The following is a 21,638-nucleotide window of genomic DNA, read 5'->3' as shown; positions in this document are numbered from 1 at the left end:
CTCAAATCGCGAAAACAACCCCATGCACAGTCGAAGGCCACCGCCGGCGGACAGCGCGGCGGCGGCGATTAGTCCTGATCCCGCCGCGGCCTAGTATACGTCAGCCTGGAAGCGGCCCTTCTTCTTGAGGTCGGCGACAAAGCTCACGGCCTCGTCGGTCGAGCGCGCCCCGAACTGGGCGACGATGTCGACCAGCGCGCGCTCGACGTCCTTGGCCATCCGCTTGGCATCGCCGCAGATGTAGAGATGCGCGCCTTCGGCAAGCCAGGTCCAGACCTCGCGGCCGAGTTCGCGCATGCGATCCTGCACGTAGAACTTCTTCTCGCCGTCGCGCGACCAGGCCAGCGACAAGCGCGTCAGGAGGCCCGAGGTCTTCATCGCGTTGAGCTCGTCACGATAGAAGAAGTCGCAATCGCTGCGCTGATGGCCGAAGAACAGCCAGTTCTTGCCCTGCGCGCCGGTTGCCTTGCGGTCGAGCAGGAAGGCGCGGAACGGCGCGATGCCGGTGCCGGGGCCGATCATGATGACCGGAATCTTCGGATCCTCCGGCAGGCCGAAGCCATGCGCCTTCTGCACATAGACCTTGAGCTTGTCGCCCTCGTTGATGCGCTCGCCGAGGAAGGTCGAGGCGACGCCGAGCCGCTTGCGCTTGCCGATGACGTAGCGCACGGAATCGACCGTCAGCGAGAGCTTTCCGGGCGTCGCATTGTGCGACGACGAGATCGAATAAAGCCGCGGCTGCAGCGGCTCCAGCGCCTCGACGAACGCCTCCGGATGCGGCCGCGTACCCGAAAACTTCTGAAGCGCGGCCATCACGTCGAGAGTTGCGGCATCGCCATCGGGATCCTCGCCCTGCGCCAGCGCCCTCGCCTTCTCGCGCTGCGCGCCGCCGGTGATGAAGGAGAGCAACTCGAACAGCTTGTCGGGCGCCGGCGACAGCGAGACGTCCTCGACCAGCGCCTCGCGCAGCGTCTTGTTGTTGACCTTGGTGGTGTGGGAGGCGCCGAGCAATGCGATGATCTGGTCGACGAGGCCGAGGTCGTTGCGGGCGAACACGCCGAAGCTGTCGCCGACGACGTAGTCGAGCTTGCTCTCGGAAAGATCGAACTCGACGTGATAGGTTTCCTTCTCCGAGCCGCCCTTGTTGAGCAGGCGGCGCGACAGGAAGGTGGCGTCAGCCGGATTTTCGCGGGCACGACCGAGTTCGGCTTTCACCTCCGGCGCAGCGGGTGCGCTTGCAGCGGGCGCGGCAGCTCCGCCACCAGGCTTGGCGGCCGGCGCCTTGTCGACCTCCTCGAACAGCTGTTTGAGCATCCGCGCCGTCTCCTTGCCGCCGGGGGCGCAGAGGTTGAGCCGGGCTTCGCTCTTGTTGGCGATCGAGTCCGAATAGTCGGCGCAATTGTAGCCGCACTGGCCGCAATCCTGCTGCGCCATCGCCGCCATCATGCGGCGGCGGAGCGGACGCCCCTCTGCGAGCTTCATGCGGTCGGCGATCGGCATTGCCGGGTCGTGCCAGGGTGCCTCCCCGTCATCGCCATCGCCCTGCGGCGCCAGCACCGCGCCGTTCTCCGCCGGCGACAGCGGCGTCGAGCCGTCGAGACCGAACATGCCGACAAGAAAGCCGTTCAGCCACAGCCGCTGGCCCTCGGTGAACGGTGCATTGGCCGGAATGATCTCGATCTTGGGAGGCACGGACATCTGGGTCATGCTGCTACTTCCGCTTCGGCGAGTTTTCGTAAGGCTTCACCGTCATGGCGACGGGAGAAGGTCAGGAACGTCTCTTCGGGTGAGGCGCGATGGGCGAGATAGGCCTTGAGCAGGCCCTCCACCCTCACAGGCACATCCTCGGCCTTCACGTCGTGGAACACCTCCTGTCCGATATCGGCATCGGGACCGAATCCGCCGCCGGTGAACAGGTGATAACCCTCGACCTGGTCATCCTCGCTGGCGCCGGGCACCTTGGCCGCGATCAGGCCGATGTCGGAGATGTAGTGCTGCGCACAGGAGTGATGGCAGCCGGTCAGATGGATGTTGAGCGGCGTGTCGAGTTTGATGCGCTCGTCGCACCAGTCGCCGATCGCGGCGGCATGACGCTTGGTGTCCGAGGCCGCGAACTTGCAGCCGGCATTGCCGGTGCAGGCGATCAGGCCGGCACGGACGTTCGAGACTTCAGTGGCGAGGCCGAGCTTCTCCACCGCGGCGGTAACGAGCGCGACGTTCTCGTCGCGGACGCCCGAAATCAGCAGGTTCTGCCAGACCGTCAGGCGGATATCGCCGTCGCCGAGATCCTGCGCGATCTTGGCAAGCCCGCGCATCTGCTCGCAGGTGAGCTTGCCGATCGGCAGCGCGACACCGACCCAGTTGAGTCCGCCCTGCTTCTGCTTGTGCACGCCGATATGGGCCATGCGATCGGACAAGGGCCGCGACAGCAGCGCTTCCGCCGGCACGCGCGCGAACGGCTTCTTCAGCCGCTCCTCGACCAGCTTGAGGAAGCCGTCGTGGCCCATGATGTCGAGCACGTATTTCAGCCGCGCCTTGTTGCGGTTGGTGCGATCGCCATGCTCGATGAAAACGCGCACGATGGCATCGGCAACCGCGGTCGCATCTTCAGGGCGAACGACGATGCCGGAATATTTTGCAAAGTCCTTGTGGCCGGTGATGCCGCCGAGGCCGAGCTTGAACCAGACGCCCGGATCGACGCCAAAACCGTCCTTCACTTCGACCGCGGTGAAGGCGATGTCGTTGGTCTCCTCCAGCGCTGCGATCTTGCCGGCGCCGTCGAAGGCGACGTTGAACTTGCGCGGCAGGCCGAACAGCGAGCGGTCGTTGAGGATGTGGTAGTGCCATTCGCGCGCATAGGGGCGCGTGTCGAGCAGCTCCTGCGGATCGATGCCAGCCGTCGGCGTGCCCGTGACGTTGCGGATATTGTCGGCGCCGGCGCCGCGCGAGCACAGGCCGATGTCCTGCACGCCTTCGATCAGCCTGACCGCGTTCTTCGGCTCGATTTCGCGGATCTGGAAGTTGGCGCGGGTGGTGACATGGGTGTAGCCGCCGCCGCAGCTTTCGGCGATGTCGGCGAGCCCCGACATCTGCCAGTGCTTCAGGATGCCGTTGGGAATGCGCAGGCGCGCCATGTAGGAGGTCTGTGCCGGCGCGACCCAGAAGATGCCGTAGTAGCGCCAGCGGAAATTGTCCGCCGGCGTCGGATTGGCGTTGTTGCGCGCCTGGTCCTTCAGCCGCTCATAGGCGTCGAACGGATGCATCTCGCGCTTGAACTTCTCCTGGTCGGCGAGCTTCTTGCCCGCCGCCGTAAGCTTGTCCTGCGCCTTGATCGCCGCAGCGTCCGGCCCCGTCGGTTCAGACGGAGCGCCGGCCGCAGGCGCGCCGCCGGCTGCAAAGGCGCGCCCGACACGTCCGACCTGCATGCCGGACATGAAGCCTTCGAGATAGCGCTTCTGCTCGTCTGAGAAATCGGCCGTGGGTGCTGTATCGAGTTTCATGGATTGAATGGACCTACTCTGCTGCCTGGACCGCGACCTGCGCGACATCGGCCGTGGGCGTTGCGGGCTTGTACGTCGTGTAGAGCGCAAGGCCGGTGAAGACGAAGCCGCCGACGAGATTTCCCAAGGTCACCGGGATCTGATTCCACAGCCACCAGTCGGAGACGCTGACCTTGGCGCCGAGCATCATGCCCGTCGGGATGATGAACATGTTGACGACGGCATGCTCGTAGCCGAGCGCGAAGAACAGGAAGATCGGCAGCCAGGTCGCCGCAATCTTGCCGACCGTCGAAGTCGAGGTCATCGCCATGACGACGCCGAGGCAGACCAGCCAGTTGCAGAGGATCGCCTTTACAAAGACCGAGACGAGGCCTGCCGTGCCGATCGCGGCGTTGCCGATCGTCTTGGCCTCGGCGACCGCAACGATCTTTGCGGCGACGCCGGCCACTTCGACCTTGCCCATGTTGGTGAGCGAGATGGCGATCAGCGCGCCGACGGCAATGCTGCCGAGCAGGTTGGCGACGAAGACCCACGACCAGTTGGCGATGACCGCATTCCAGCTTGCCTTGCCTTCGAGACGTGCGAGCGGAACGATCGCGAAGCTGCCGGTGACGAGTTCGAGACCGAGCAGCACGATCATCACGAGGCTGACCGGGAAGATCAGCGCGCCGACGATCGGTTGCCCCGTCGTGACCGCGCCGGTCAGGGCGAGCGTGGTGGCCGCGCCCAGCAGTGCACCCGAGATCGCGCCGCGGATCATGATGTCGCGCGGGGCGAGCGCCAGCTTCTTCAGGCTGGCATCGACCATCGAGGCCACGACGTCGGAGGGTTTCGCGTAATCCATTTCGAAGCTCCAGCTTGCCGCGCGATAGGCGGCGTCAACGGGTTGAACTGACGTTGATCGCTGGGAGCCGGTTACAGGCACGCGCCTCTCCGGAACCCGGGCGATCCGATCAGCCTCGTTGCTGCGGAAATCCACCATGGACCTGGAGCCGCCGGCGCCCACGCCGGGCGGCTTGGGCTCTCTCTATTCAAGGAGTGTGCCAACGCAGCATAAGCTACAAAATCACATAAAATCAGTGATTTAATCTTATGTGCAGCGCATGAAGTGGATCATGGTTCATGCTGCTTCGGGCAGCAATAGCCCAAAGATTAAGCTTCGAATCGAACTGAGTAATATTTGAGCAGAGCCTTACGGCACGCGCCGCCCGACCTCAAACGAGGCGAGATAACCGGCGACATCGCCGGGATCAAAAGCCGGTCCGGCAAAGGCGCCGAAGGGGGCGCTCGCCTGCACCTCTCCGCTCCGCCCAATGGCGGCATCATAGAGATCCGGCCGAAATACCGCCATCGCCGTCTTGAGCGCCTCCGGGCTGAGGGCCGTCTGACCCCAGCGTACCATCTGCGCGTAGAGCCAGGCCGCCTGAACCGGGTCCGGGCGCCCCGCTCCTTCGCGGCCGACCAGGAGGTAGCGGCCGCTCTCGCGCACCGCACCATCGGGCGAAATCTTCAGCCGCCCGGTGAGCGAGCGCTGGATCACCTCGGCATCGACACCGATCCGCTCGGGCTGCGCCAGGATTTGCGCGGCCTCCGCCAGGTTCTCAGGCTGCTCGATGAACGCGGCTCCCTTGACCGCCGCACGCACAAGGCTCGCGACCACATCCGGATGCTTGTCCGACCAGACCTGGCGGACCGCCAGCACCTTCTCCGCCGCACGCACCAGGATGTCGGAAACGAAATGCAGGATGTGGCCAATACCGAGATCGACCGCGATCGAATTCCAGGGCGCGCCGACGCAGAAGGCATCGACGTGGCCGCTCTTGAGGCTGTCCACCATGTAGGGGGGCGGCAGCACGACAAGGCGCACGTCCTCGTCCGGATCGACGCCCGCGGCCGCCATCCAGAACCGCAATTGGTAATTGTGGGTCGAGAACGGGAAGGTCATGCCGAAGGTCAGCGGATCGGCGCCCGCCTTGCGCCTGATGGCAACGACCTTCGCCAGCGCCTTTGCGGTGGCGAGCGGATCGAAACGGTCGCCGTCGATTTGATCCATCAGCGCAGCATGCAGCGCCGGCGAGACCGTGATCGCATTGCCGTTGACGCCGAGATTGAAGGGCGCGGCGATCGGCACCTTGACGTGACCGAGCCCGAGCGAGGACGCGATCGCGACCGGCGCCAGCAGATGCGCGGCATCGAACAGGCCGATGTTCAGCTTGTCGCGGACGTTCGACCACGACACCTCGCGCACCAGCTCGACCTCGAGCCCCTCGGCCGCGGCAAATCCCTTGTCGACGGCGACGATCAGGGCGGCGGCATCGACCAGCGGAATGAAACCGATGCGGAGGGAAGCGGTCATTTCAGCATCTCCGACGCGGTGATGATCGACTGCGCGATCTCGCCGATTTTCTTCTTCTCGCGCATGGCGGTCGAGCGCAGCAGCACGTAGGCCTCGTCCTCGGTGAGGCCCTTGACCTTCATCAGAATGCCCTTGGCCTTCTCGATGATCTTGCGATCCTCGAGCTGAGACTTGGTGCGCTCCAGCTCCTCCTGAAGCTTTGCGAAGGCGTTGAAACGCGACACGCAGAGATCGAGGATCGGCTTGATCCGCTCCTTCTTCAGACCGTCGACGATATAGGCAGACACGCCAGCCTCGACCGAGGCCTGGATCGAGGCGGAGTCGCTCTGGTCGACGAACATCGCGATCGGCCGCTTCACCGCACGACTGACCTGGAACATCGCCTCCAGCACGTCGCGGCTGGGGTTTTCCAGATCGATCAGGATGATGTCGGGGTCCACCGCATAAATACGGGCGAGCAGGCTCTGCATCTCGCTGATATGGACGACCTGCGTGAATCCGGCCTCCCGCAACCCCTCCTCTAGGATCGCAGCCCGGACAGGGCTTTCGTCGACAATCACGATTTTGGGCGACTGTTCGGCGCTCATGGCTCACTCACGGCAGGCGATTCATCCATAGCATGCCGGACGGCCATGCAAAGGGTTGTAATTATGGGCAATTGGGACTAGCTCAAGCCTGTCAATCAGGCAGATTTGGATATGGATCAGACGGCTGCGCCCAAGGTCAGCTTCGTGTCACTCGGGTGTCCCAAGGCTTTGGTGGATTCCGAGCGTATCATCACGCGCCTCCGCGCCGAGGGCTACGAGCTCGCGCGCAAGCATGACGGGGCCGACGTCGTCATCGTCAACACCTGTGGCTTCCTCGACAGCGCCAAGCAGGAATCGCTCTCGGCGATCGGCGAGGCCATGGCCGAGAACGGCAAGGTGATCGTGACCGGCTGCATGGGCGCCGAGCCTGAAGCGATCGAGCAGGCCTATCCCGGCGTGCTCTCCATCACCGGTCCGCAGCAATATGAGAGCGTGCTCGATGCCGTGCATCGCGCGCTGCCGCCGGCGCATAATCCGCATCTCGACCTGGTGCCGCCGCAGGGCATCAAGCTGACGCCGCGCCACTACGCCTACCTGAAGATTTCCGAAGGCTGCAACAACCGCTGCACCTTCTGCATCATCCCGAAGCTGCGCGGGGATCTCGTGTCGCGTCCGGCCGATGACGTACTGCGCGAGGCCGAGCGGCTGGTCAGCGCCGGCGTGAAAGAGCTGCTGGTGATCTCGCAGGACACCTCGGCCTATGGCGTCGATCTCAAATACGCCGAAAGCCCGTGGAAGGATCGCCAGGTCCGCGCCAAATTCCTCGATCTCGCGCGCGAGCTCGGCGAACTCGGCGCCTGGGTCCGGCTGCAATACGTTTACCCCTACCCGCATGTCGACGAGGTCATCGCGCTGATGAACGAGGGCAAGGTGTTGCCCTATCTCGACATCCCGTTCCAGCATGCGAGCCCCGAGGTGCTGAAGGCGATGAAGCGCCCGGCAGCACAGGACAAGACGCTGGCGCGGATCAAGCGCTGGCGCGAGGAATGTCCTGACCTTGCGCTGCGCTCGACCTTCATCGTCGGCTTCCCCGGCGAGACCGATGCCGACTTCGCCTATCTGCTCGACTGGCTCGATGAAGCCGAGATCGATCGCCTCGGCTGCTTCAAGTACGAGCCGGTTGCGGGCGCGACGTCGAACGCGATCGCCAATCCCGTGCCGGAAGAGGTCAAGCAGGAGCGCTACAACGCGCTGATGGCGCGCCAGCAGAAGATCTCGGCGCGCCGGCTGAAGCGCAAGGTCGGCACGCGCCAGCAGATCATCATCGACGAGGTCGGACCGACCGTCGCGAAGGGCCGCTCAAAGGCCGATGCGCCCGAGATTGACGGCGCGGTCTATCTGTCGAGCCGCCGGCCCCTGCGCGTCGGCGAGATCGTCACCGCGAAGATCGAGCGCGCGGATCAATATGATCTGCACGGCAGCGTCGCTGGGTTCTGAGCGCCGACCGTTCGTTGTTGCGAACGAGCTAGCCGCGGGGGCTCGCTGCAACCTCTCCCGCGAGCGGGAGCAAACCCGCGGCTGGAGCTTCCGCTATCTCACGCCAGCCATTTCGGCACCCAGCGCTCGGGGCGCGGGGCGCGGGTGAGATCGGCCCTGGCTTCGGAGAGCAGCGCCGGCTCGCCCCCGATGGTCGGGCGCACATCGTACTCGAAATTCGGCATGACGCGGCCGTCGGCGGAAAGGCCGAACTTCATCGCGTACCACAGGCCGAGCTCGGGCTGGGCGCGGCGCATCTCCTCGCGCAGGTCACGCAGCAGGGATTCGATCGAGGCGGCCTCCTCGAACGGCTGCGGCCCACGCGACAGCACGCGCGCTTCATACTGCTTGCCGACGATGGCGACCTCGAAATGGGTCTTGTCCCAGGAGTTCTTGCCTTTGGGCAGATGCGCGGCCAGCCGCCAGCCAAGCTCGGCCATCAGGCGGTGATTGGCCCAGTATTCCTCGCGATCCCGGCTCCACTTCTCGACGAAGCCGCGGAAGTCGGGCAGCTCGCCGTCCTCGCAAGGCGCCGGCTCGCCGGCCGGCTGCCGGGCCAGCCATTGCGCGAGCTCGACCGTCTGCGGCTCGACCTCGTCGTGCGGCCGCAGATCGTGCCAGGCCTCGTCGAATTGCTGCGACGTTAGTTTGATGAGCAGCACGTCGAGGGACGGCGCAAGCAACTCGTAATCGCCCTCGGAGCCCAGCCCCACGATCGGCGGATTGTCCCGGTCGAGGCCCGCGCCATACCAGCCGCCGACAGCCGAACCGTCCGGCAGCCGCATGAACAGCGAGAACCTGTCGCGCAACGGGCTGCCGTCGAAGATCGGCGCCTGATCGGAGAACTGGCCCTGCAGGGAGAAGCAGCCGACGCTGCCCCAGGGGCGCCCCTTCAGCCAAATGGCGAAGTCGACCAGAAGCGGCGGCGCCTCAATGCCCGGCGGAAACGCGCCGCGAATGCTGTCGAGGTCGATCGGGTAAGGGGTGTCGGACAAGGCTGCAAACTGTCTGGTTGGTCCCGCCTTCTTGGTCTCGACCGGCTTCGGTTCGGTTCGAACCAATTCGCGTCCTGAGATCACAAACGCGCTAGGGGCTTTTTTGTTTCTGGGCGGCAATCGAATGACACGCAATCACGTGATCGGTATCCGGGGCGGCGTCTGCGCGATCAGTGCAGCATTGATTCTGCTTGCCCTTCCCGCCGCGGCGCAATCTCCACCAGCCGATCAGGCGCGTCAATGGTGCTTCGGTTCCAGCGACATCGGCGACGACCAGCGCATCGACGGATGTACGATTGTGCTGCAGGCCGATCCGTCGAACGTCGGCGCACTCGTGAACCGGGGCAAATCGTTTCGGCGCAAGAAAAAAACGCAGCAGGCCCTCGCCGACTACACCCGCGCCGTCGAGCTGGCCCCTGACAATCCCGAAATCTCGTTCGGTCGCGGGATCACCTATGCCGATCTCGGCGATCGCGACCACGCCATCGCGGACTACACGCACGCGATCGAGCTGAAACCTGACAACGCGTCTTACTGGTGCAACCGCGGCAATGTGCGCATCGCGCAGAACGACTTCGAGCATGGGTTCGCCGACTTCGACCAGGCCATCAGCATCGATCCGAAATTCGCGCTGTGCTATTTCAACCGCGGCACGGCTCGTGCGTGGCATCGCGAGCCCGATCGCGCGCTCGCTGATCTCGACATGGCGATCAAGCTCGATCCAAACTACGCGGCCGCATACGGCAATCGCGCCCGCCTCTATCGCGACCGCGGCGATCGCGATCACGCACTGGCCGACTTCACCAAATCACTTGAGCTTAATCCGAACAATGCCGGCGATGCCTATGCGCGCGGCGACATGTATCTCGACGCGCATGATTACGAGCGTGCGCAGGCGGATTTCGACCGCTCGATCAAGGCCAATCCAAATTACGCCGGCGTATTCTACGGGCGCTGCGTAACCCACGAGATCCTGCACCAGTTTCCCGAGGCCCTGGCCGATTGCGATCAATCGCTGCGGATGAAGCCGAATGAACCCAACATGCTGAGCAGCCGAGGCCGCATCAAGCTTCGGCTCGGGCAATACGACGCGGCGATGGCAGATTTCGATGCCGCGCTGAGCGTGAATCCGAACTCCGAAACCGCGCTCTACGGGCGCGGACTTGCGAAGCGCAAGAAGGGCGACAGCGAAGGCGCTGCGCGCGATATTGCGGCGGCCAAGGCGATCAATGTGGGGATCTCAGGCGCATACGAGCATCTCGCACTTCCTTGAGTTTCTTGCCGCTGCATGCGCGCCGCCATGTGACACTGAGGGCGGCGCATTTGAGCTGAGCGATCTACGCCAGCGCGGCATCGTGCAAATTGCCCGCTTGACAGACCCTGCCCTTCGGCTGTACGGACGCGCCCCATGATCAACTCTCGGACCCAACTGCGCCAGACCATGCGTCGTCGCTCCCGCGACGATGATGGGTTGCGCCATGTCCGACGACGCCGCTGAACCAGTAAATTCAGCACAGTTTTCGAGAAGGCCGCACCCGCAAAGTGCGGCCTTCTTGCTTTTCGCGTCCGTTTTTCACCCACCTCCCAAGATCTTCCTATCGCAAAGAGGAGTTCGAGACATGACGACCGCCACCCATCCGTATGATGCGCTGATGGACATCACCGCACGACCCAAGGCCGTGTTCGTCCGCGGTGCCGGCTCATACCTCTGGGATGACAGCCGCAAGCGCTATCTCGATTTCGTGCAGGGCTGGGCCGTCAACTGCCTCGGCCACTCCCCACCGGCGGTGGCCGAAGCGCTGGCCGCGCAAGCCAAGCGGCTGCTGACGCCGAGCCCGGCCTTCTACAACGAGCCGAGCCTGAAGCTCGCGCAGGCCCTCGTCGAGAGCAGCGCGTTCGACCAGGTGTTCTTTGCCAATTCAGGCGCGGAGGCCAATGAAGGCGCGATCAAGCTCGCGCGCAAATTCGGCAGCCTGCACAAGAACGGCGCGTTCGAGATCATCACGTTCGAAGGCGGCTTCCACGGACGGACGCTGGCGACGATGTCGGCCTCGGGCAAGAAGGCGTTCGAGCCGCTGTTCGAACCGAAGGTATCAGGCTTCAAGAAAGCGAAGCTCAACGACATCGCCTCGGTCGAGAGCCTGATCAACGGCAACACCGTCGCTGTCATGCTCGAGCCGATCCAGGGCGAGTCCGGCGTGTGGCCGGCGACCGATCAGTTCCTGCGGGAGCTGCGCGCGCTCACCGAGGCGCACGGCCTGCTGCTCATCTTCGACGAGATCCAGACCGGCATGGGCCGGACCGGAAAGCTCTTCCACTATGAGCACACGGGGATTGCACCCGATATCATGACGCTCGGCAAGGGCATCGGCGGCGGCGTACCGCTCGCGGCCTTGCTCGCGACCGAGCGCGCCTCGTGCTTCGAGCACGGCGACCAGGGCGGCACGTTCAACGGCAATCCGGTGATGTGCGCGGCCGGTCTTGCGGTGCTGGAAGAAGTCGGCAAGCCCGACTTCCTGAAGCAGGTGGGTGAGACCGGCCTGCTGCTCGAATGCGAGCTGCAAAAAGTATCAGTGCGGCACGGCCTCGGCGGCGTGCGCGGCCGCGGCCTGCTGCTGGCGCTCGACCTCAAGCTGCCGATCGCGCCCGGCATCGTCGCGCAGGCCTTCGAGGCCGGCGTGCTGCTGAACGCGCCGCAGCTCGACACGCTGCGCTTCATGCCGGCGCTGAATGTGGCGAAGGCGGAGATCGCCGAGATGATCGGCTGTCTCGACGAGATCTTGACCAAGGCCGGCGCGGCAAGACGGGTGGCGTAACCAACGCCGTCGTTCCGGGGCGGTCCGCAGGACCGAACTATGGTGCGCAACTGCGCACCTGAGAATCTCGTCGTTCCGGGTTCGATGCTGCGCATCGCCCCGGAACGACGAGCCTACGGCTTCAAGATCGAAGCCCCGGTCGTCTTGCGACTTTCCAAATCGACATGGGCCTTGGCCGCATCCTTGAGCGCATAGGCATGATTGATCGGCACGTGCAGCTTGCCGTTGATAACGGCGGAGAACAGCGTGTCGGCGCCTTCCAGCAGATCCTTGCGCGTGCCGATATAGTCGTTGAGCTTCGGCCGGGTCGCGAACAGCGAGCCGTGGTTGTTCAGCTCGGCGATCGCGAACGGCGGTACCGGGCCTGAGGCGTTGCCGAAAGAGACGAACATGCCGCGCGGCTTCAGGCAGGACAGCGAGCCCGGAAAGGTCGCCTTGCCGACGCCGTCATAGACGACGTCGCAGCCCTCGTTGCGGCTGATCTGCTTCACGCGCGCAACGAAGTCTTCCTCGTTGTAGAGGATGACGTGGTCGCAACCATTGGCTTCAGCAAGCTCGGCCTTGGCGCGCGAGCCGACCGTACCGATGACGTGCGCCCCGAGCGCCCTCGCCCACTGGCAGGCGAGCAGGCCGATGCCGCCGGCCGCAGCATGGATCAGCACGCGATGATGCGGCTCGACCTCGAAGGTCTTGTGGAGGAGATACCAGACGGTCAGGCCCTTGAGCATCAGCACCGCGCCCTGCTCGTGGGTGATGTGATCCGGCAGCTTGACCAGCTTCTCCCAGGAGATGTTGCGCTCGCTCGCATACGCGCCGAGATTGTGATAGTAGGCGACGCGGTCACCGGGGTGGAAATTGGTCACGCCCGGCCCGACCGCGACCACCTCGCCCGAGGCCTCGTTGCCGGCGATGAAGGGCAAGCCCGGCGCCTTGTAGAGACCGGTGCGATAATAAACGTCGATGAAGTTCAGGCCGACCGCATGCTGGCGGATGCGCACCTCGCCGGCGCCGGGCGCCGGGACATCGACGCTCTCATAGACCAGGGCCTCAGGGCCCCCGACCTTGTGCACCCGGACGGCTTTGGTCATCACCTGACCTCCTCTTCTCCAAGGCCAGCGAAAGACATAGCGCTTGCCTTGTCAACTCGACGCCAGCCGGAGCGGCTAGCCGGGCTTTTTCTTGCGGTTGCGCTTGGCCAGCACGTTGAAGAATTCCACCGCCGCAGAGAACGCAATTGCGAAATAGATGTAGCCGCGCGGGATATGGAATTTGAATCCGTCCGCGACCAGGGCGACGCCGATCAACACCAGAAATGCCAGCGCCAGCATCTTGGTGGTCGGATGTTCCGCGACGAATCGCGCCACGGGTCCGGACGAAATGTACATGATCAGGCAGGCGATCACGACGGCCGCGATCATGATCTCAATGTCCTGCGCCATGCCGATCGCGGTGATGATCGAGTCGAGCGAGAACACGATGTCGATGACGACGATCTGAGCGATCACCCAGAAGAAGGCGCTGCGAGCGGACTTGCCCTCGCCCTCCTCGTCGTCGGCGTCGACTTCGGCGTGGATCTCGTGGGTTGCCTTGGCGATCAGGAACAGGCCGCCGCCGATCAGGATGAGGTCACGCCACGAGAAATCGTAGCCAGCGAGCAAAAACACCGGCGCCGTCAGGCCGATCAGCCAGACCAGCACGCTGAGCAGGATGATGCGGAAGACCAGCGCCAGCGCCAGCCCGATCTGGCGCGCACGATGGGCCTGCGGCTCGGGAATGCGCGAGACGATCACCGACAGGAAGATGACGTTGTCGATGCCGAGCACGATCTCGAGCGAAGTCAGGGTCAGCAGCGCGGCCCAGGCCTCGGGGCTGGTCAACAAATGCATCACGTGAAGGACCTCACCAACCGGATCAATGCATCGCTGAAGGCGATCCAGAGCGCGATCGCGCACAGCGCGACAGTCACGCCGGCGCCGACGCGAAAATCCATCTCCAGCGCATAGAACCCGAGCACTGCCCATAGCGCGATCAGCGACATCGTCAGCCAGCGCAGCCGCACGACGCGGACCGGATGCAGCACGTGGAACGGCACGAAGGTCAGCACCACGAGGGCTGCGACCAGCAGCGTCGACGACAGCGGCGGCCAGTGCAGCAGGAACAGATAGAACGCCGCCGCATTCCACAGCGCCGGAAAGCCGCGGAAATGGTTGTCGTCCGCCTTCATGCGCAGATCGGCGAAATAGAGCGCGCTGGTGACGATGATGGCGATGCCGAGCAAGGGCGCCGCCACCGGCAGCAGCATGCCGCTCGCCACGATCGCATAGGCGGGCACGAACACATAGGTGACGAAATCGACCACGAGGTCGAGCACATCGCCCGACCAGTTCGGCTGCACGTTCTTGACGTCGAGCAGGCGCGCGATCGGCCCGTCGATCGCATCGATGATGAGCGCGACGCCCAGCCAACCGAACATCGCCGCCCAGTGCTCGCGCACGGCCTCCAGCATCGCCAGCAGCGCGATGGCCGCGCCGAAGGCGGTGAAGATGTGCACCGAGAACGCCGCGGCACGGATCGCGGGGGTCGGCTTGAGGGAATCCTCTTGGCTGTCCATGCTTTCTGCTACCAGAACGGGACCGGTTTGCACATCCGCCGTCGCGGCATTGCGCCGCGCTATCAGTCATAAAATCAGGCAAAATAGGTGGGCTTGAATTTGCCGCGGGGCGTGTCAAATGTCGTGACATGACAGACGCACCGACACTCTTTGACGTAAGCGTTATCGGCGGTGGACCGGCCGGCCTTGCGGCCGGAATTGCCCTGGCGCAGCGAGGGGCGCGAACCGCGCTGGTGGCGCGGCGCCTGCCCTATGCCGACAACAGGACCACCGCGCTGCTGGGCGCCTCGGTCGATCTCCTGGAGAGCCTCGACGTCTGGCCTCGCTGCAAGGACAAGGCAGCCGCCCTCGAAGTGATGCGCCTCGTCGACGACACCAACAGGCTGTTCCGCGCGCCGGAGGTCCGGTTCTCCTGTCACGAGATCGGCCGCGACGCGTTCGGCTACAACATCGACAACCGCTCGCTGATGCTGGCGCTGGAAGCGCGCGCGGCCGAGCTGCCCAATCTCGTCCGCTTCGACGACGAGGCCGAGAGCGCCGTCATCGAAGCCGATGACGTCGCCATCCGCACGGCGTCCGGGCAATTCCTCTCGGCCCGGCTCGTGGTCGGCGCCGACGGCCGGCACTCGCTGTGCCGGGAGGCGGCCGGCATCGCGGTCACGCGGCGCGACCTGACGCAGACCGCCCTGACCTTCAACGTCAGCCATGCCAGGCCACATCGCAATGTGTCGACCGAGTTCCACACGCCGCACGGGCCCTGTGTGTTCGTACCCCTGCCCGGCAACCGCTGCAGCATCGTCTGGGTCTCTGCCCCCGCGGAAGCCGAGCGGCTTCGGGCTCTCAGCGACGAGGAACTCTCCGCCGCGATCGAGAAACAGTCGCATTCGATCCTCGGCCGGATGACGGTCGAGCCCGGCCGCAACATGTTCCCGCTCGCGATCGAACGGCCGCAATCGTTCGCGCGCGACCGCATCGCGCTGGTCGGCGAAGCCGCCCATGTGGTTCCGCCGATCGGCGCCCAGGGCCTCAATCTCGGCTTGCGGGATGCAGCCGACATTGCCCGCCTTGCCGGCGAAGCCGTCGCATCGGAGCAGGATCCAGGCGCGGCTGATGTGCTCAGGCGTTACGATCGGGCACGCCGGCCCGACATTTTGAGCCGGACTTTTGCGATCGACATCGCCAATCGCTCGCTGCTCAACGACTTCCTGCCGCTCCAGCCGGTCCGCGCCGTCGGCATGCACCTGCTCGGCGCCATCGGCCCGCTCCGGCGCTTTGCGATGCGCGAAGGGCTGACGCCGACTTGGCGCAGGTAGTTTGGCGCAGGTAGGATCTACGGAAACACCAATCGCCCGGTTTGAAGCAGCCACATCACGCTGGTCAGCGTGACCACGGATGCAAACGTGCCGAGCAGCACGGCGACGGAGGCGGATTCGATCCACGCATCGTTTTGCCGGGCGATCACGAACACATTCAGCGCCGGCGGCAGCGAGGCCATCAGGATGGCTGTCGCGGCCCAGGGCTGTGCGAACGGACCGAATGCCAGCATCAGGCCGAATGCCGCGAGCGGATGGATCAGGAGTTTGACCGCGATCACGCCAGGCACCTCCCAGGGCACGCGGTCGAACGGCCGCAGCGCCACCGTCACGCCGAGCACGAACAGCGCAGTCGGCGCCGCCGCATTCTGGAGGAAGGTGATGGTGCGGTCGAGCGCCACCGGCAGCTCGATATGGAGCGCAGCCACCGCTGCGCCAAAGCAGGCCGACATGATCAGCGGGTTGAGCACGATCTGCTTCAGTACGACGCCGAAGGCGTGAACGATCGAAGGATGATCGCGGTCTGACAGTTCGATCAGCAGCGGCACGATGGTGAACAGGAAGATGCTGTCGCAGCAGAAGATCAGCGCGGTCGGCGCCGCCGCTTTCGACCCGAGCACGGCGAGCGCCAGTCCCGGGCCCATGTAGCCGATATTGCCGTAGCCGCCTGAGAGGCCCGCGAGCGTCGCCTCGCGCAGGGACAGCCCGCCGAGCACCTTGCCGACGACCAGCGCGATGGTGAACGCCGCAACCGTCGACAGCGTGGTCGCGACCAGGAACGGCGGGTTGTTCAATTCCGAAAACGGCGTCTTCGACATGATCGCGAACAGCAGCGCCGGCAGCGACACGTAGAGCAGGAAGAAGTTCATCCAGGCGAGGCCTGATTCCGGCAGCGACTTGGCCTTGCCGCAGGCGAATCCAACGAAGATCAAGCCGAAATAAGGTAGCGCCAGGTTGAGGATATCGACCATTGATGAAGTGTTTTCTGAGGATTTGGGAGCTATCTGCCGCGCAGCCGCGGGTTAATTCCGGATCAGGGCACTAGCATCGGCCACAATCCTGGTCTATCGACGAAGGATGATTAAAGCGCGGACAGCCAAATTCCAGATCGGACAGGTCGTGCGCCACCGGATCTTCTCGTTCCGGGGGGTGATCTTCGACATCGATCCGGAATTCAACAACACCGAGGAGTGGTGGTTGTCGATCCCCGAAGAGGTGCGGCCCCACAAGGACCAACCGTTCTACCACTTGCTCGCGGAAAACGCGGAGTCCGAGTACGTCGCCTACGTCTCCGAGCAGAACCTTTTGCCCGACGAGTCCGGCGAGCCGATCCGCCACTCCCAGGTCGCCGAGATCTTCATCAAGAACAAGGACGGCGGCTACCGCCCGCGCAATCCGTCGCTGAACTGAGCCGAGCTCCGTTGACCTGAGTTTCACCGCCGTCACGCGGTCAGCAAAAAAGGCGCTCGAGATAAGCGCCTTTTTCATGTCCGGGATTTGGCCCGATTACTTCTGGGCGGCCGGAGGCGCACCAGGCGCGCCGCCGCTCTGCTCGAGCTTCTTGCGTTGCTCTTCAGCCTTCTTCTGAAGCTCTTCCTGGAGCTTCTTCTGGTTTTCCTCGAACACCTTTGGATCGGTCGGCGGACCGTCATAGGCCTTCTGGAATTCACCCGTGAGCGGCAACGGCAGGGTCAGCGGCTGGCCATTGGCGTTGATCGCCTGGACAACGAGATTCTGGCCCTTCTTCAGGTTTGCGATGAGCTCGGGGGTCGCCTCGTAGTCCGACATGCAGCCGTTCTGGAAGCAGATCACGTACGGGCTCTGCAGCGGCGGATTGTTGTCGACGATGATGCGGGTGCCGTGCACGAGTTGCATGCCGAGCGGCAGCGTCACGCGCAGGATCTTCTTGGGCTCGCCTTCCGGCTCGATGATCACGGCCGCGATGACCGGCTGGCCCGATTCGATGCGGCCGTCCTTGCCGGTGAAGCACACCTGCTTGGCGTTGGCCTCCTGGCCCTTGAGGCAGAACTTGGTCCAGGGTGCGTAGATCAGCTGGATCTGCTGATCCGCAGGCTGGGCGCCCTGAGCCGCCGGAGCGCCCTGCTGCGCCGGGGCCTGCTGGGCCTGTGGAGCCGGCGCCGGAGCCTTGGGGGCAGCCTTCGGAGCAGCTTTCGGGGCAGCCTTCGGTGCGGGCGCCTGGGCCTCAGCGGCAAACGGGACGACCAATGCCGTCGCCGTCAACAGGGCGAGAAGTCGCCCGCGCGGCCGGACGGACGCGGCCAAATAACGGAAATTCATTGCAGAAAACCCTTTCTGAACGGGAAGTGCCCGAACCGCTCCGAAGCACCGAACCAAGCCGCCTTGGGCGCGGCTCTCTCCCCGTCAATTGAGGCGGATAAGTGACGGGCTCGGCGCTCCTGCGCGATTGCGTGCCTTCTTAACGTGGTCGACGGAAAGATCAATGCCGACAAGCGTCTTTGCCCCTATCCGGGCGGGCGCCCAGTGAAATCCCTGTGATAGGATTCAGGGCACGCCCCTCGAATCAACGTGTCCGAATGTTCATGTTCCAACGCCTGCTCGAGGGCCCAAGCGTCCGCCTTTGCAGCCTTGTCCGCCTTTGCAGTCTCGTCCTGATCCTTACGGCCAATGCAGCGCGGGCCGAGGAGGCCCATGCGATCGCCATGCATGGCAAGCCGGCACTGCCGGCCGATTTCACCCACATGCCCTACGCCAATCCCGATGCCCCCAAGGGCGGCCGGCTGACCTGGGGCATTCTCGGCACGTTCGACAGTCTCAATCCATTCATCGTGAAAGGATTGGCGGTGCAGCCGATCCGCGCCTATGTGGTCGAGAGCCTGATGGCGCGCGGCCAGGACGAGCCATTCACGCTCTACGGCCTGCTCGCCAAGACCGTCGAGACCGACAAGGAGCGGAGCTACGTCACGTTCCGTCTCGACCCCCGCGCCCGCTTCTCCGACGGCAACCCGGTGCAAGCCGAGGACGTGCTGTTCTCCTGGCAATTGCTGCGTGACCATGGCCGTCCGAACCTCCGGCAATATTACGCCAAGGTCGCCAAGGCGGAGGCGACCGATCCCCTCACCGTCCGCTTCGACCTCACCGGCGCCGACGACCGCGAGCTGCCGCTGATCCTCGGCCTGATGCCGATCCTGCCGAAGCACGCGGTCGATGTCGCGACCTTCGAGGAGACGACGCTGACCGGTCCGATCGCCTCGGGCCCCTACCGCGTCACCGCGGTGAAGCCCGGCGCCAGCGTCACGCTGACGCGCAATCCCGATTATTGGGGCCGCGATCTTCCCATCAATCGCGGTCTCTTCAACTTCGACGAGATCCGGCTCGACTATTACCGCGAGGGCAACGGCCAGTTCGAAGCCTTCAAGCGCGGCCTCTATGATTTCCGCGTCGAGAACGAGCCGTTGCGGTGGCACGAGGGCTACGATTTTCCGGCCGCCAAAAACGGCGAGGTGATCCGCGACACCTTCAAGCCCGGCCTGCCGCAGCCCTCGGAATTCCTGGTGTTCAACACCAGGCGTCCGATCTTCGCCGACATCCGCGTGCGCCAGGCGCTGACGCAGCTGTTCGATTTCGAGCTGGTCAACCGCAACTATTTCTTCTCGCTCTATTCGCGCGTCGCCGGCTATTTCGCGGGCTCCGACCTCTCGGCCTATGGGCGGCCAGCGGATGCGCGTGAGCGCGAGCTCCTGAAACCCTTCGCCGCGCAGATCCCCGAAAACATCATGGATGGCAGCTACCGCCTGCCGGTCACCGATGGATCGGGACGCGACCGCACCACGCTGCGCGCGGCGCTGAAGTTGCTGTCGGACGCCGGCTACGATCTCGAGGGTACCATCCTGCGCAACCGCACCACGAAGGCGCCCTTCACCTTCGAGATGCTGGTGACGACGCGCGACCAGGAGCGCATCGCGCTCGCCTTCCAGCGGGACCTCAAGCGCGCCGGCATCGATGCGAGCGTGCGCACCGTCGATCCCGTGCAGTTCGATCAGCGCCGGCTGTCCTACGAGTTCGACATGATCCAGAACCGATGGGACCAGTCGCTCTCGCCCGGCAACGAGCAGTATTTTTACTGGGGCAGCGCGGCCGCGGACAATCCGGGCACCCGCAACTACATGGGCGCCAGGGATCCCGCCGTCGACGCCATGATCAAGGCCCTGCTGGAGGCCCGCGATCACGGGGAATTTGTCTCGGCGGTGCGGGCACTCGACCGCGCCCTGATGGCGGGCTTCTACACAATCCCCCTGTTTAACGTATCCGAGCAATGGATCGCGCGCTGGAATCGGATAGAACGACCATCGACCACCGCACTCTCCGGCTACCTGCCGGAGACCTGGTGGGCGAAGGGTGTGCCTCAAGCCAGTCCAGCGAAGTGACGCCGTGAACCAGCAAGCCGTATCGCCTACGCTCGACACCCTGTTCCAGCGGACGCTGATGCGGCAGCCGCACGCGCCCGCTCTGCTCGATCCTCTCAACAAATCCCGCATCACCGGGCACCAGCCGCGGCGGATGACCTACGCCGAAGCCGACACCGCCATCGAGGCACTGTCGGCGCATTTCGTCGAATCGGGCTTGCCGGCCAATTCGGTGATCGCGATCCAGTTGCCCGCGACGGTCGAGTTCGTGCTGACGGTGCTGGCGGCCCATCGCGCCGGCCTCGTTGTCGCCGTGCTGCCGCTGCTGTGGCGGCAGGCGGAGCTTGCAGCCGCGCTCAACCGCACCGCGGCGCGCGCCATCGTCACCATGAGCAAGGTCGACGGCATCAGCTATGCCGATCTTGCCATGCACGCAGCCGCCGAGGCGTTCTCGATCCGCCACGTGTTCGGCTTCGGAACCGATTTGCCTGAGGGCATGGCCTCTCTCGACGAGGTGCTGGCGCGTCCGCCCGGTGCCACGCGCGCGGTGATCCAGGACGGCCGCAAGGCGGCGATGATCTCCTTCGACGTCACGGCAGAGGGTTTCCGCCCGGTGCCGCGGCCGCATTTCAGCCTGATCGCAGGTGGCCTTGCGATGTCGCTGGAAGCCGACATCCAGCAGGGCGCGACCGTGATGTCGGCGTTCGCGCCGATGTCGTTCGCCGGCCTCGCTTCCTCGCTCGCGGTGTGGCTGCTGTGCGGCGGCACGCTGGCGCTTCATCATCCCTTCGAGGGCGAGGTGCTCGAGCAGCAAATCAACGAGCACGAATGCGACGTGCTGATCGCGCCGGCCCAGCTCGCGCTGCGCCTCGGCGATTCCGCTCTGGCGGCGCGGATGCCGACCTTGCGCAACGTCATCGGTCTGTGGCGCGCGCCGGAGCAGGTGGCGGCGAGCGAAGCCTGGATCGCGCCGCATGCGCCGCTCACCGACATCTATCTGTTCGGCGAAGCCGGTCTGTTCGGCGCCCGGCGCGGCGAGGACGGCGTCCCTGTCGCGGTGATGCCCGGGCCGCACGGGGCGCCGCGCGAGCAGGCGGGGTCGTCGATCGCAGGCGAGATCCTGTTGACCCAGAAGGGCACGCTCGGCCTGCGCGGCCCGATGGTGCCGATCGCAGCCTACGCGCCACCACAGCCGGTCGGCGAGACGCTGACGGCGCAGCCGCCGCGCGACTATGTCGATACCGGATATGCCGCCCGGATCGACCGGGCCAGCGGCGCGATCTGCATCACCGCGCCGCCATCAGGCATCATGGCCGTCGGCGGCTATCGCTTCCTGTCCAACGACCTCCAGGAATGGGCGCGCCGGCTCGGCCAGGGTGCGCTGCTCACCGCCCTGCCCGACCGCCTCTCCGGCCATCGGCTGGCGGGCCGGGCCCAGGACAATGCCCGCGCCCGCGAGGCGCTCAGCGAACTTGGCCTTAACCCCCTGATGGTCGAGGCTTTTCGCGACCGCTCAGGCCCGGTCTAGGAACAGTTTCGCAGGGAACATTGACGCTGCATTAAGGCGAGCGGACTAGATTGCGCAGCGTCGATTGCGTG

The 21,638-nt window shown here is 64.9% G+C and carries 18 protein-coding genes; 7 read left to right on the top strand and 11 right to left on the bottom strand.

The features are described 5' to 3' along the window. Positions 1–90: 90 nt before the first annotated feature. From QY049_RS02445 to QY049_RS02425, 5 genes are all read right to left on the bottom strand, one after another. Positions 91–1,707 carry a sulfite reductase subunit alpha gene (locus QY049_RS02445; protein ID WP_194475869.1) on the bottom strand — a complete coding sequence of 539 codons (1,617 nt, stop codon included), beginning with the start codon at positions 1,705–1,707 and terminating at the stop codon, positions 91–93. Then, positions 1,704–3,500 (bottom strand): NirA family protein, encoded by a 1,797-nt coding sequence (locus tag QY049_RS02440; protein WP_301268772.1) that lies wholly within the window; start codon positions 3,498–3,500, stop codon positions 1,704–1,706. The genes QY049_RS02445 and QY049_RS02440 overlap by 4 nt, the downstream gene beginning before the upstream one ends. 13 nt (positions 3,501–3,513) lie before the next feature. Continuing rightward, the gene (locus QY049_RS02435) at positions 3,514–4,344 is read right to left on the bottom strand and encodes a formate/nitrite transporter family protein (protein ID WP_194475867.1); all 831 of its coding nucleotides are present in this window, start codon (positions 4,342–4,344) and stop codon (positions 3,514–3,516) included. A 348-nt stretch (positions 4,345–4,692) separates the two neighbouring features. Further along, positions 4,693–5,856: a CmpA/NrtA family ABC transporter substrate-binding protein gene (locus QY049_RS02430; RefSeq protein WP_194475866.1), complete on the bottom strand. Its 1,164-nt coding sequence runs from the start codon at positions 5,854–5,856 to the stop codon at positions 4,693–4,695. Further along, positions 5,853–6,443: an ANTAR domain-containing response regulator gene (locus QY049_RS02425; protein ID WP_194475865.1), complete on the bottom strand. Its 591-nt coding sequence runs from the start codon at positions 6,441–6,443 to the stop codon at positions 5,853–5,855. The genes QY049_RS02430 and QY049_RS02425 overlap by 4 nt, the downstream gene beginning before the upstream one ends. A gap of 111 nt (positions 6,444–6,554) precedes the next feature. Here QY049_RS02425 and rimO point away from each other — a divergent pair, with 111 nt between their 5' ends. Beyond that, positions 6,555–7,880 carry a 30S ribosomal protein S12 methylthiotransferase RimO gene (gene rimO, locus QY049_RS02420; RefSeq protein WP_301268771.1) on the top strand — a complete coding sequence of 442 codons (1,326 nt, stop codon included), beginning with the start codon at positions 6,555–6,557 and terminating at the stop codon, positions 7,878–7,880. 98 nt (positions 7,881–7,978) lie between these two features. On the opposite strand, the gene QY049_RS02415 is transcribed toward rimO, so the two are convergent. Beyond that, the gene (locus tag QY049_RS02415) at positions 7,979–8,914 is read right to left on the bottom strand and encodes a hypothetical protein (protein WP_367401178.1); all 936 of its coding nucleotides are present in this window, start codon (positions 8,912–8,914) and stop codon (positions 7,979–7,981) included. A gap of 124 nt (positions 8,915–9,038) precedes the next feature. Between QY049_RS02415 and QY049_RS02410 the strand changes: the two genes are divergently transcribed. Then, positions 9,039–10,187: a tetratricopeptide repeat protein gene (locus tag QY049_RS02410; protein ID WP_301268769.1), complete on the top strand. Its 1,149-nt coding sequence runs from the start codon at positions 9,039–9,041 to the stop codon at positions 10,185–10,187. A 346-nt stretch (positions 10,188–10,533) separates the two neighbouring features. Continuing rightward, positions 10,534–11,730: an acetylornithine transaminase gene (locus QY049_RS02405; RefSeq protein WP_301268768.1), complete on the top strand. Its 1,197-nt coding sequence runs from the start codon at positions 10,534–10,536 to the stop codon at positions 11,728–11,730. A gap of 113 nt (positions 11,731–11,843) precedes the next feature. On the opposite strand, the gene QY049_RS02400 is transcribed toward QY049_RS02405, so the two are convergent. The 3 genes from QY049_RS02400 to pcsA form a co-directional block, all read right to left on the bottom strand. Beyond that, positions 11,844–12,818, bottom strand: coding sequence for a quinone oxidoreductase (locus tag QY049_RS02400; RefSeq protein ID WP_301268767.1), 975 nt, complete (start codon positions 12,816–12,818; stop codon positions 11,844–11,846). Positions 12,819–12,893: 75 nt separating this feature from the next. Then, on the bottom strand, positions 12,894–13,619 hold the full coding sequence (locus QY049_RS02395) for a TerC family protein (RefSeq protein WP_301268766.1): 726 nt from the start codon (positions 13,617–13,619) through the stop codon (positions 12,894–12,896). Continuing rightward, positions 13,616–14,341 carry a phosphatidylcholine synthase gene (gene pcsA, locus QY049_RS02390; protein WP_194475858.1) on the bottom strand — a complete coding sequence of 242 codons (726 nt, stop codon included), beginning with the start codon at positions 14,339–14,341 and terminating at the stop codon, positions 13,616–13,618. The genes QY049_RS02395 and pcsA overlap by 4 nt, the downstream gene beginning before the upstream one ends. Before the next feature lie 128 nt (positions 14,342–14,469). On the opposite strand from pcsA, the gene QY049_RS02385 reads away from it, so the two are divergent. Next, complete coding sequence (locus tag QY049_RS02385; protein WP_301268765.1) at positions 14,470–15,654, top strand: UbiH/UbiF family hydroxylase; 1,185 nt, start codon at positions 14,470–14,472, stop codon at positions 15,652–15,654. Positions 15,655–15,671: 17 nt separating this feature from the next. Here the strand turns inward: QY049_RS02385 and QY049_RS02380 are convergent, their stop codons facing one another. After that, a complete protein-coding gene (locus QY049_RS02380) occupies positions 15,672–16,625 on the bottom strand; it encodes an AEC family transporter (protein WP_194475856.1) in 954 nt (317 codons plus the stop codon). Between the two features lie 106 nt (positions 16,626–16,731). Here QY049_RS02380 and hspQ point away from each other — a divergent pair, with 106 nt between their 5' ends. Next, a complete protein-coding gene (hspQ, locus tag QY049_RS02375; RefSeq protein WP_018317973.1) occupies positions 16,732–17,064 on the top strand; it encodes a heat shock protein HspQ in 333 nt (110 codons plus the stop codon). A gap of 96 nt (positions 17,065–17,160) precedes the next feature. On the opposite strand, the gene QY049_RS02370 is transcribed toward hspQ, so the two are convergent. Continuing rightward, entirely contained in the window at positions 17,161–17,952 is a 792-nt protein-coding gene (locus tag QY049_RS02370) for an invasion associated locus B family protein (protein ID WP_258761569.1), read from the bottom strand. A 257-nt stretch (positions 17,953–18,209) separates the two neighbouring features. Here QY049_RS02370 and QY049_RS02365 point away from each other — a divergent pair, with 257 nt between their 5' ends. Together QY049_RS02365 and QY049_RS02360 are read left to right on the top strand one after the other, a co-directional pair. Beyond that, positions 18,210–20,060 (top strand): extracellular solute-binding protein, encoded by a 1,851-nt coding sequence (locus tag QY049_RS02365; RefSeq protein WP_301268764.1) that lies wholly within the window; start codon positions 18,210–18,212, stop codon positions 20,058–20,060. Positions 20,061–20,064: 4 nt separating this feature from the next. After that, complete coding sequence (locus QY049_RS02360; protein WP_301268763.1) at positions 20,065–21,567, top strand: class I adenylate-forming enzyme family protein; 1,503 nt, start codon at positions 20,065–20,067, stop codon at positions 21,565–21,567. The last annotated feature ends 71 nt before the right edge of the window (positions 21,568–21,638 follow it).

Source organism: Bradyrhizobium sp. WYCCWR 13022, from assembly GCF_030435535.1.
Lineage (GTDB): Bacteria > Pseudomonadota > Alphaproteobacteria > Rhizobiales > Xanthobacteraceae > Bradyrhizobium.
The sequence above is the reverse complement of the archived record's forward strand: the minus strand, read 5'-3'. Positions and strand labels throughout refer to the sequence as shown.